An 11,751-nucleotide genomic window follows, 5' to 3' on the forward strand; every position below is an offset into this window, starting at 1 on the left:
TTTTATAAGCCAGTTGTTTTTTGTTTTAATGGAATCGAGATGGTAAAGGTTGTGCCATTCTCAGTGCTAGAAACTTTTAAAGTTCCATTATGATTTTGGATGATTTTTCTTGTAACCGATAAACCAAGTCCTGTTCCTGCATCTTTTGTAGAAAAGAATGGGTCAAATATATATTCTTGAATGGCTGCTGGAATGCCCGTTCCATTGTCTTGAAAAGTAATTCGAGCAAAATTGTCCAAACGATGACTTGTAATTTTGATGGCTAAAGGTTTGTCACTCTTTGCATCAACAGCGTTTTGAAATAAGTTCAAAAAGACTTGTACAAGCTCATGGCGATCAATATTTACGAGTACGCTTTCTAACTCGGGAGACAAGTCATATTGGATTGAAATGTTATGTAAAAATACTTCGCTAGCTAATAACTGTTGAATGTAACCACGTAAAAACGTATTAATAGGGAATGGCTCTCTTTTAAATTCATGCTCTTTTGTAATAGATAAAAATTTAGTAATAATATTGTTCGCACGATCTAATTCTGGGATGAGAAGGTTTTTAAAGAGCTCTTTATTGGAAGCAGAAACGCTGTCTTGTAAAAATTGCAAATACCCTCGTACTGTCGTAAGTGGATTTCGAACTTCATGGGCAATACCTGCCGCAATTCGACCAGCTAATGCTAGCTTTTCGGCATCACGCTCTGTATTTAAGTAATGAAATACACTGATAACTCGGAAAATCTCTCCATTGTGATCACGCATAATGCGATTGTTACAAATGCCGTAGTTTTGGTCTAATACTTCCTCGTTATAAATTTCTTTTCCAGAATACAATGTTTCTAATGCTTTAATTTTTTCTTTTGGTAGGTTTAATAAGTCTTGAATTGATTTACCTATTATATCATTTCTCTCAATACCAAAATCGTCTGCAGCTGCTTGATTACATAACGTAATACAACCTTCTTTGTTGATAAAAGTAACATGATGTGAAAATGCATCAAAAATATGAATAAAATGTTTTTCCAGCTGTTCAAATAGAAAGAGGGAATCACAAGTGAGCAAAAAACTTGGATTTTCATCTTCTTTCGGTATATTACTTATGGCATGAGAAGAATCTCCTTGTTTTTGTAATCGCAAACCAAGCTGTGAATTTTCATATATAAAATGATGTGGTAATTGATCAATTAGTTGCTCATAAAAACGAACTTTGTTTTCTAATTCCTGAATTTGATTTTCATGAGATAAAGTAGTATCCTCTTGAAACATAAATAAATAACCCCTTAATTTAAAAATCATTCCATTTAGTATATCATAATTTTATACAAATGCTTTTGTATAAAATTGAAACTTTTACCAATGCGAGTTTGTTTCATGATGAAACGGGAATAAAAGTAAAGAAGTGAAGGGAGGAGGAAATTTGATTTCCATTGGATTAACAGGTTGGGGAGACCATCATTCTTTATATACAAATTCCTACGAAAACAGAAATAAATTACGAACATATAGTGAGCATTTTCCAATTGTTGAAGTGGATAGCTCTTTTTACGCAATGCAACCGGCTCGAAATTATACAAAATGGGCCGGAGAAACGCCAAACGATTTTTCATTTGTTGTCAAAGCGTATCAAGGGATGACGGGGCATATGCAGGAAGAAATTCCATTTTCAAATGTTAATGAGATGTTTGAAACGTTTAAACAATCGATTCTTCCGCTCCAAGAAGCACAAAAACTGAGGGTGATTTTATTTCAATATCCACCATGGTTCGATTGTAAAAAGAAAAATGTAGATCTACTTCGTTATACAAAAGAAAAGATGAAAGGCTTACCGTGTGCATTAGAATTTCGAAATCAAACTTGGTTTTACCCAAATATACACGATAAGACGTTACAGTTTCTAGAACAGGAAAACTGGATTCATACCATTTGCGATGAGCCACAAGCGGGAATAGGATCCGTTCCACTCATATTAGAAGCGACACATTCTGAAATGGCACTGATTCGTTTTCATGGCCGTAATGTTCATGGCTGGCTTGATAAAGGAGAAAATTGGCGAGCTGTCCGCTGTTTATACCGCTATAATACAAAAGAGTTAGAAGAATGGGTAGATAGGCTACAGACATTGCAGAAAAAAACAAAAAATATATATGTATTATTTAATAATAATTCGGGCGGAGATGCTGCGGATAATGCGAAGCAACTAATGAATATGCTAGGCATTACATATGGAAAACCGAAACCCGAGCAACTAAATTTATTCGAATGATGTAAAAACGAACAACACTGTACAAACAGGGGGAATGTACAGTGTTGTTCGTTATGAAAAAGAGGGGTAACAATGTTACTGAGCGTTTGGTTTATTCATCAATTGTTGGCTTCATAATAAATGATAATGGTTATCATTATCGTTGTCAATACTTTTCCTATTATTTTTTTCGAAAAAAATAAAGTTTACAAAAAAAAAATTTAATAATATAATGAAAGCGTTTATTTGATAACAATTATCAATATTAATTAAGGGAGCGGGAATGAATGAAAAAACCATGGAAAGTTATGACGACAGTTGCTGTTGTTTCTTCACTTCTACTATCAGTAGGGTGTGCGGGGAAAAAAGAAGAAACGTCAAAAGAAAAAAATACATATCGTGTACCGGTAACTAATTATTCTTTTGATACAGCAGCAAATATGTTTGCATATACAGAGTTTGAATTATCTGGGGAGCCATTAGCGGAAGGGCTTGGATTAGACTTAGATATTTTAGATGCACAAAAACGAAATAAACCAACGAAATTTGATTATATGGCCGGAATTGAATCTTATGAGTACTCAGAAGAAGCAATGTATGAAGTTGTAGAAAAATCAGGTCTTGGATTGCATTTACTTCATGCACCAATTGCCCAAAAAATGACAAAGGAAGCTAATAAAGACGTTCCCGCTTGGCTAGAGGATAGATTTTATACATTAGCAGACAGTGTAGGATATCCACGTAAAGAAATATTTGCTAATATGTACCCGACATTTATGGAGTATGCTGGCGGTGATCCACACTATACGCAAAAAGTAGATACATCAGTCTATGCAGAAAATGATGACAAAACATATGTACCAGCGTTCCAAACGGATTTCAAAACATTGCGCTGGGATCGTGCGAAAATGAATAAAACGTTAACACCAGCAGCATATGGTTCAGCGTTCTTAAAACAATCATTATGGGCAGGAGACTTCTTGGGCGGTTTCCATACAGTAGATAAAGATGAAGAATTAGAAGCGACATCAAGTACACAGGATCAAGATGCAAATATTCGTCTTGGAAAAAGTAGTGCAGATGGTATGCAAGGTGTAATTTTGACAGAAGAAATTTGGAATAAGCTTGCATATATTCGTGATGGATTATTTTATGATGCGAATGCAAAACAATTAACGAGCGGAATTGGAAGTAAATATAATCCAGAAAACGGTCTTGTTTACTTACCACATGAGATTAAAGTAAATGAGGAGGAAAAAAGCGGAATTGCAAAGGCTGGTGGGTTAGAAGTCAAGGATACACGTAGTATGCTTCGTGATCAGTGGATGATGTTATGGCCAACGGCAGAATTTTTCGGAATGACTGATCAACGTCCGGATAATAAAAATGTGAATCCAGCTTTCCAAGCGGCATTTGACGGTGCACCGTTTGCAAAAGCGGCAACTGAAAATACAGATCTTGATGTGGCAAATGATGTAAAGGCAGATGATCCATACTCTTTAAATCGTGATGTAATGCTACATGTATTTAAAAATATTGAAGCGATGCACTATAACAAAGAAACAGGAGCGTTTGTTACAGAGCATAGTGGAACAGAACAAGGTAAGCGGATTGATACGTTTGATGCAAGTTATATGGTAGAAGCACTTCGCATGTTCCAACGTGCAATTGATGGTATGCCAGTTGGATATGCAAGTGGAGCAGAGGCACAAGGGTTGCAAACAGAAGAAGGAAAACGCGCGCTTAATATGATTAAGACACAAGCGGACTTCTTATTGAAAAATATGAAAACAAAGGATGGTTTCATCGCAAATGGCTATACGATTGGTAAAGGGGCAGATGAGGAACCGGTAACACTAGAAGCGCAGCTTGGAGCAATTCGTGGGTTAACGGCAGCCTTTTTAGCAACGAAAGATGAAATGTATCGTGAAGAAGCACGTAAACTATATGATTTAGTTGATCGTAAAATGTGGAATAAAGAAGCACGTGCATATGAAACGAAAAAAGGTGAAATGAAATATACACCATATACAGCGGGTAGTGTATCAGCAGCCTTACGCGTTGCACTGCAAAATTTAAGTAACACGGATGCAGATAAAACGAAATATGATTCATTAGAACAAAAAGTAATTACTTCTCGTTATGTTGATTTTTATGATCAAGTTATCAATGGGCCATCACTAAAAGAAGGAATGCAAACAAGTGAGTTCTGGGATACAGGAGATGTTTATATAAAAGAGAAGCTTGGAAATACCGATAAGGATAATGTACCGCAAGTTCAAGCTGGTCATGGGAAGAATGGGATTGCTCCAGTTCTTGTAGACGTGGAAGTGAAAAAAGGGAAATAGGACAAACCAATTTATGATAGTAGTAAGACCGAACAAGTTTATAAGCTTGTTCGGTTTTTGTGAAATAAGGATGTAATAAAAAGGTGTATTCATCAACAAGTATTGTGTCTCTCGTTGATGGGGTATTGGACCAATTGCGCTTTTAGTGGTAGTTTTCCTTGACGATTCTTTAGAATGTAAGGATGCGAGGCTTATTACCTAGAGTAAGGGAAAGAGAGAAGGGTTAGATGATGAAGCGATTGTTGATGGCGTTCGTGCTGCTCCTATGTATAAGTGTGCTTGCTAGTTGCGGAATGAAAATGAATGGAAAAGAAGAGAAACGTAGCGATGCTGTTCACAGTAATAATATTATAGCGAGTAAAGATGGAAAATGGATTTACACAGCAAATATTGATGTTAATACAGTAACAGTTACGGATACAAAAAGTAGAAAAGTAGTGTCAGAGATTCCCGTTGGAAAAGAGCCAAGACAATTAACAATAAGTCCGGATGAAACGAAATTATATGTTTCTTGTATGTATGATAATAAGGTAGATGTTGTATCGTTAGAAAAGAAAAAAGTGGTAGATCGAATTGCAACAGAGATGGAACCTTTTGGTATTGTCACAAATCCAAATGGGACAAAGTTATACGTATCCAATTTTCGTTCGGAGAATGTTTCAGTTATAGACATTGAAAAGAAAAAAACAATCGAAAAGATTAAAATTGGTGACCGTCCACGAACATTAGCAATGACGAAAGACGGAAAAAAATTATATGTGCCGCATTATTTAGAGGGGAAAATTAGTGTTGTAGATACAGAGAGTAATAAAGTAAAGAAAGTAATTACGCTTGCTCCTTCTCCAGACAGAGAAGACCGTAAAAAGAGTCAAGGAATTCCAAATACATTAGAGCAATTTGTCATTGCACCAGATGGTAAAACAGCATGGGTACCACATATGCTTACGAATATAGATACGCCGATTCAGTTTGAAGAAACAGTGTTTCCGGCAGTTTCGATTATTGATTTAGAAAAAGATGAAGAAGTTACAAAACAACGTAAGCAACTTTTTGAAGCGATGAATGTGAAGGATACAAAAAATGAAACAATGATTGTATCTAATCCATACGATGTGGTTTTTAATGAAAAGGGGACGAAAGTATTTGTTGTTATGTCAGGCAGTGAAGATCTTGTCATGTTTGATTTAACTCGCGGTGGCAATGCGACGCAAATTGTAAGGCGCATTCCGGGAAGTAATCCGCGCGGTATTACTGTTCTTCCGAAAGAAAATACGTTAGCTGTTCACAATGCGATGAGTCATGATCTTGCTTTTTTAGAAACGGGTGGTGATGATTCATACGCAAAAGTGAAAGCTGATAAAAAGACGGTTAAATTAATTGAAAAAGATTCTTTATCAAAACTTGTACGTGAAGGGAAAGAGATTTTCTATAGTGCAAATAGTGATAAATATGCGACGTCAATAACTGGTAATAACTGGATGAGTTGTGTGACGTGTCATAGTGATGGAGAAATAAATGGCCTGTCATTATTGACACCAAAAGGAAAACGAAATGTTCCGAGTAACGTTTTAACTACAAAAACAGGTTTATTTATGTGGGATGGCTCACGTGATGATTTTACAGATTATATTCATACTGTACAAGGTGAAATGGGTGGTATGATGGAACTAGATCCGGGAAAGGAGGTTCCAAAAGATGTTCAGCATATGTATGATGCTTTGCAAGCATTTTTAGATGATCCTAATTCATTTCCGGTTCCAAAGAGCCCAAATCGTCAAGCTGATGGTTCATTAACCCCTACGGCTAAAGACGGTGAGAAGTTGTTTAAAGGAAAGGCAAGTTGTTTAACATGCCACGGAGGAGATAATTTTACAAACAGCACAAAAGCAATGGATGGAAATGGAAAATTGACGACGGATAATACAAATTTCCTTTATAACATTGGTACTGCAAATGAAACAGATACAGGATATGATGGTGATGCACGCGGTGGTTTCCAAAATAAGCGACAAAAAGGTTTTTTTGATCCACCAACACTTCGTGGTGTATGGACAACAGCTCCATACTTACATGATGGTAGTGCGAACACAATTGAAGAAGCAGTAGAGAAGCATCAATATGTAGAAAAGCCACAGCTATCCGAACAAGAAGTTCATGCGATTGCAGAATATGTAAAATCGATTCAATAGAAAAAGAACAGCGCTTAGCGCTGTTCTTTTTGAGTTGCATATTGTTGTAAATCAAACGGAGTAATCTCTTGAATAAACTCTCTTGAAATAAGAGATTGAATGAGTGTACTTTCAGAAATAGAAGCACCTGTTTTCTTTTGATAAGCCTGTTTTAATAAGCCGAGTTTTTCTGCTGTTTCTTTCGGTAATTCAATTGTTAATGTGTTCATAATTTCTCCCCCTTATTACTAGAGTACCACTACAAAATGATAGAAACAAGGATAGGGAATATGAAACATAAAAAAGGTTACCAGTTTTAAAGTTGGTAACCTTTTTTATGTATAAGAAGCTATTCAAAAAATCCGGTAAAGATAGCTGCCCTATTTCTTCGTTACGTCGCCAATTCGGTACTCATGTAGTTCGATCTACACTCCGTATTCTCCTGGCTTCCGCGCCTCGAACTACTCGGCTCTCTTTATCCTCTTTTTTGAACAAGTACTATAAGAACGATGTTCATTGTTTTAAGCAATACCGATATATTTTAAAGTTTTTGATGGGGTACTATGATCAAAGAAGTGTTGTAAAAATGCTATATCGACACCAGATTTATAGGCACAATATCCCCAAGTTTTTCGAAGTGTATGTGAGCTAATCCCTTCTAAACCAACTTCTTTTGCTGCTTTGTTTAAAATATACCATGCATGCTGTCTCGTAATGGATTTCGTTCCTTTTTGAGATTTTAGCAACGGTTCATTTCGTTTCCAAGTTTTTCGTTCTTTCATGTAATCTTCGATTGCATGTTGTAATTCTTCGTTTACAGCGAACCATTTATGTTTTTTTACTTTTTCGTTGTAAAACAAAATGGAGTGGCGAACATTTTCATTTTCATCGATTACATCGCCAACTTTTAATTGTAAAATTTCGCTCACTTTTAAACCAGAATTAACAGCTAGTACGAATAATAATCCATCACGTTTCGAAGATTGTAAAAGTATATTTTTGATTTTTTCTAATTGTTGTCCATTTTGAATAGGTTGTCCTGCTTGTTTCATTTCACGCACTCTCCTCATTTATATGTGTAAAGGAAAGGATTAACTTAGTTACTACTATAAAGGGAGGGTGTGAATTTCATGTGAACTCCTCGTGAAATTAAGACAAATTATTTGACTTCTTTTACTTTTTGTAAATCAAAGTAAAAGACAACACTATCATCGGTATTGTATACACCGTATTCGGCATGATGTAGTTCTAAAATATTTTTTACAATCGATAGTCCAAGTCCCGTACCGCCAGTATGACGGCTACGTGAAGCATCTAGACGGTAGAAGCGATCCCATATTTTTTCTAAACTCTCATTGGGAATGGGGTTTCCAGTATTTTCAATTTCCACTTTAACTTTTTCGTCATTTTCTATTACACGAATACGGATTTCTCTACTATCTGGTGTATAGCGAATCGCATTGCTCAGTAAATTGATAACAACTTGCTCAATACGATTGCGGTTCGCTTCTACATAAATAGAAGGATTTGCATCGATTTCTACGTGTAAATGTTTTTCTTCCATACTAAATAGAAGTTTTGTATAGACTTGCTGAACAAGTTCACCAAGTGAAAAAGTATTCATTTCTAATTTGTATGTGCCAGATTCTAGTTTTGCTAACTCTAACATTTCAACGATGAGTCGGTTCATGTTTTCTGTTTCTTCTAAAATAACATCTGTATAGTAGTTGTTGTCTTTACTGACACCATCTTTAATGCCTTCTGTAAAGCTTCGAATGACACTTAATGGTGTTTTTAATTCATGAGATACGCCAGAAATAAATTCTTTTCGTGTTTTTTCTAATTGACGTTCTCGTTCGATATCTTGTTGTAATTTCGTATTTGCCACGTTCAATCGATCAATTCGGTCTTTTAAATTAACAGATAATGTATTAATACTACTAGATAAACCGCCAATCTCATCGTCCGCTGACACAGGTAATTTTTCGGTGAAATCAAAGTTAGCCATTTTTTTTGTAACTCGATTCATTTTGATAAGCGGCTTGACAATAATTTTCGAATAATAAAATGATAGTAAAATAATAATGAAGAAGACAATAATCAGTGCATAGACGTAATAATCTTTTAAAACAAGCATCGCCTCATCAACGGGTTGCAAGGAAGTCATTGCAAAAGCAAATTCCTTAAGTTTACCGTTTTCTAAAACCGGTTTTACGAAAATTTGGCTTTTAACTTCATTCTCCCCACCAATAGTATATGTCGTCAATTCGTTTGCATTCGCCTTACCTAGTAATACCGATACGCTCCAATGCTGAATCCCTTGAAATAATGTATCTACATTGTTTGCAAGGCGGATGTCATTTTTGGAAGGAAGGTGAATTTTAGATACAATGCCTTCAAAACGCTGAATACCGAGTCTTGTATCTTTTGCATATTTGTTATTTTTTGTGTTTGTCCAATCGATATCAAATAACTTAAAGTCAGAAATGATGTTATCATTTTTCCATGAATTATAACGAGTTGTAATTTCAACAGGGATAATGGTATCTTTTTTTGGAATTCCATCAATGAGAATAACATCATTATTTTTCAACTGTAAATTCATAAATTTTGTGTATTCATCGTTCGTTAAAATATTATTGAGCGGGATCGAGTATGTTTTATTTGATTTATCCACAATTTCAATATAGAAATTATTTTCATCTTTTATAATTCCATTTGGATCTAACAAAACGAGTTCAGCATTTGTTTTTTCGTGAAATTCTTGTTTGAGTTTTGTAACTTCCTCAAATGTTCCACCGCTTTTCTCATAATTTGTTATGAATTTTTCAAAAGAAGTTTGGACAGTATGGATTTTTTTATTGATATAAAACTTTTCTAAAAACAACGATTGTCCAAGGAAAAAAAGGAGAAAGGTAACAGTAAATAATGTTGATGTTAATAGGAATAGTTTAAAAACAATACTTCTTTTTTTCACTTCTTCACCTCATAAAAGAATACTTACGTAAATATTTTCTTTATTATAGCAAACGATTAAAGAAAGTAGGAAATGAAAATCTGTCGTTTTTAGGAGTAGTTTTTTATAAAAAGTCATATAACATAATACAATGATAATTGATAGAATCATGTGATGTGTTTGTTATACATATATACAAAATAAGAAAAGAACTTGCCAGACATGTATGACAAGTTCTTTTGTATTTTATTGTTGAATAGCTGCATCTAAAGCGATTTCAATCATTTCGTTAAATGTTGTTTGACGTTCTTCTGCAGATGTTTCTTCTCCAGTAAAGATGTGATCACTTACTGTTAATACAGATAATGCATTTACACCGTATTTTGCTGCTAATGTATAAAGAGCAGTTGTTTCCATTTCAACAGCTAATACACCGTATTCGCCAAGTTTCTTTACCATATCCATGCTTTCACGATAGAATACATCCGCTGTTAAAACATTACCAACGCGAACTTGTAATCCTTTTTCTGTTCCAGCATCATATGCTTTCTTTAAAAGATCGAAGTTTGCAGCTGGTGCAAAATCAAATCCTGGGAATGTTAAACGATTCATGTTAGAGTCTGTACAAGCTGTCATCGCAATAATAACGTCACGAACTTTTACATCTTTTTGAATAGCACCGCATGTTCCAACGCGAATTAAATTCTTTACACCGTAACTTTGAATGAGTTCGTTTACATAAATAGAAATAGAAGGAACACCCATACCAGTACCTTGAACAGAAACTCGTTTTCCTTTATAAGTACCAGTGAATCCTAACATACCACGTACATTGTTATAGCAAGTTACATCTTCTAGAAATGTTTCTGCAATATATTTTGCGCGTAATGGATCACCAGGTAGTAAAATAGATTCAGCAATTTCACCTTGTTTTGCTTCAATATGAACGCTCATAAAAATCCTCCTTGTTATATATATGTATAATCAACATCATTTGCATTATACAATAGGAATCATGCTGATTAAAGTGTTTTCTCCCGCACTAATAGGCAGTAATACCTCCACTGAAAAAGGTTTCACTTTATCATTTGTAGTATGTACGAGAAAGAACGTTTTCAATAGTTGAATCAATCCTTCTTAATCTCAATGATGCTCTTGCATAAGCAAGAGCTAATTCTGTTCAATCTGGAGAAAATAATAATATTTCATTTTTTATAGAACAAAATGTCAGAATTGTGTTATAATTCACGAAAAAAGTGTGGCAGGTGAGTGCATGAAAAATCTTGTCATAGGACTGATTGCTTTATTATTTATTGTACTTGGTGGATTCTACATGCAAAAGTATAAAGGAACAACGGAAACAGCAGGGGCCATACAAGAAGTGAAATGGGATGTGAAAAACAGAGAGGGAAATGGAAAAGTAGACATTGAATTTCAACTGTTTAATAAAAGGAATAGTGAAATTCGTGGTGTTAACGATAACATTAGAGCTGTTATTGTGGACGAGCAGTTAAAGGGTGTCCAGCAAATCAATCCTTCATTTTCTGGAAACGGCTCTTATAAACTATCTACAAAAGTGACAAAAGAAAGCATACAAACAATTTTTTTGTATGAAGATCATGGTAAAACAGCACAATCCTTTGCACGGAAACATTTAGGGGAAGAAGAGAAAGATAAGAAAAAACAAAAGCAGTTACCTGTAGATCCGGTATTAACAAAAAAAATTGGTGATTATCAAATGTCGCTCTTATTTGGTGCCTTACATCCAAATGAAGCAGTTACTCTGACATTTCAATTTCAAACAAAAAAGGGAGAAAGTTTAAAACTTCGCTCGAATAGTGGAGAACATGCGGCTCTTTATATTGTTGATGAGAAAAAAGAGCATTTTTTATATGCGCTTCCTGTCAATGAAGAAGAACAACTTCAATATCGTATTACGTTTCCAGAAGAAGGAAGTTATAAACTATGGGGTGTTTTTTATATAAATGGGCAAAAGCATGAAAAAGAGTTTGTATTACAAGTTCAAAAACGAAAAAGCAGCTAG

At 34.8% G+C, this 11,751-nt stretch carries 9 protein-coding genes; 4 read left to right on the top strand and 5 right to left on the bottom strand.

The features are described from left to right. Positions 1-2 precede the first annotated feature (2 nt). Entirely contained in the window at positions 3-1,259 is a 1,257-nt protein-coding gene (locus QUF99_RS10540) for an ATP-binding protein (protein ID WP_289369948.1), read from the bottom strand. Positions 1,260-1,410: 151 nt separating this feature from the next. On the opposite strand from QUF99_RS10540, the gene QUF99_RS10545 reads away from it, so the two are divergent. The 3 genes from QUF99_RS10545 (at position 1,411) to QUF99_RS10555 (ending at position 6,772) form a co-directional block, all read left to right on the top strand. After that, positions 1,411-2,256 (top strand): DUF72 domain-containing protein, encoded by an 846-nt coding sequence (locus QUF99_RS10545; RefSeq protein ID WP_289369949.1) that lies wholly within the window; start codon positions 1,411-1,413, stop codon positions 2,254-2,256. 266 nt (positions 2,257-2,522) lie between these two features. Then, entirely contained in the window at positions 2,523-4,583 is a 2,061-nt protein-coding gene (locus tag QUF99_RS10550) for a hypothetical protein (protein ID WP_289369950.1), read from the top strand. Between the two features lie 230 nt (positions 4,584-4,813). Then, positions 4,814-6,772, top strand: coding sequence for a beta-propeller fold lactonase family protein (locus tag QUF99_RS10555; RefSeq protein WP_289369952.1), 1,959 nt, complete (start codon positions 4,814-4,816; stop codon positions 6,770-6,772). A 14-nt stretch (positions 6,773-6,786) separates the two neighbouring features. On the opposite strand, the gene QUF99_RS10560 is transcribed toward QUF99_RS10555, so the two are convergent. The 4 genes from QUF99_RS10560 to deoD form a co-directional block, all read right to left on the bottom strand. Beyond that, entirely contained in the window at positions 6,787-6,981 is a 195-nt protein-coding gene (locus QUF99_RS10560; protein ID WP_289369953.1) for a DUF3924 family protein, read from the bottom strand. 291 nt (positions 6,982-7,272) lie between these two features. Beyond that, the gene (locus QUF99_RS10565) at positions 7,273-7,803 is read right to left on the bottom strand and encodes a tyrosine-type recombinase/integrase (RefSeq protein ID WP_289369954.1); all 531 of its coding nucleotides are present in this window, start codon (positions 7,801-7,803) and stop codon (positions 7,273-7,275) included. 107 nt (positions 7,804-7,910) lie between these two features. Then, positions 7,911-9,728, bottom strand: coding sequence for a HAMP domain-containing sensor histidine kinase (locus QUF99_RS10570; RefSeq protein WP_289369955.1), 1,818 nt, complete (start codon positions 9,726-9,728; stop codon positions 7,911-7,913). A gap of 225 nt (positions 9,729-9,953) precedes the next feature. Continuing rightward, on the bottom strand, positions 9,954-10,661 hold the full coding sequence (gene deoD / locus QUF99_RS10575) for a purine-nucleoside phosphorylase (protein WP_289369957.1): 708 nt from the start codon (positions 10,659-10,661) through the stop codon (positions 9,954-9,956). A 304-nt stretch (positions 10,662-10,965) separates the two neighbouring features. Here deoD and QUF99_RS10580 point away from each other — a divergent pair, with 304 nt between their 5' ends. After that, on the top strand, positions 10,966-11,751 hold the full coding sequence (locus QUF99_RS10580; RefSeq protein WP_289369959.1) for a hypothetical protein: 786 nt from the start codon (positions 10,966-10,968) through the stop codon (positions 11,749-11,751).

This window comes from Bacillus sp. DX4.1 (genome assembly GCF_030348195.1).
GTDB lineage: Bacteria > Bacillota > Bacilli > Bacillales > Bacillaceae_G > Bacillus_A.

Coding starts and splice junctions, on each gene's coding strand:
- QUF99_RS10540 (WP_289369948.1), bottom strand. CDS start 1,259: ATGTTTCAAGAGGATACTACTTTATCTCATGAAAATCAAATTCAGGAA.
- QUF99_RS10550 (WP_289369950.1), top strand. CDS start 2,523: ATGAAAAAACCATGGAAAGTTATGACGACAGTTGCTGTTGTTTCTTCA.
- QUF99_RS10555 (WP_289369952.1), top strand. CDS start 4,814: ATGAAGCGATTGTTGATGGCGTTCGTGCTGCTCCTATGTATAAGTGTG.
- QUF99_RS10560 (WP_289369953.1), bottom strand. CDS start 6,981: ATGAACACATTAACAATTGAATTACCGAAAGAAACAGCAGAAAAACTC.
- QUF99_RS10565 (WP_289369954.1), bottom strand. CDS start 7,803: ATGAAACAAGCAGGACAACCTATTCAAAATGGACAACAATTAGAAAAA.
- deoD (WP_289369957.1), bottom strand. CDS start 10,661: ATGAGCGTTCATATTGAAGCAAAACAAGGTGAAATTGCTGAATCTATT.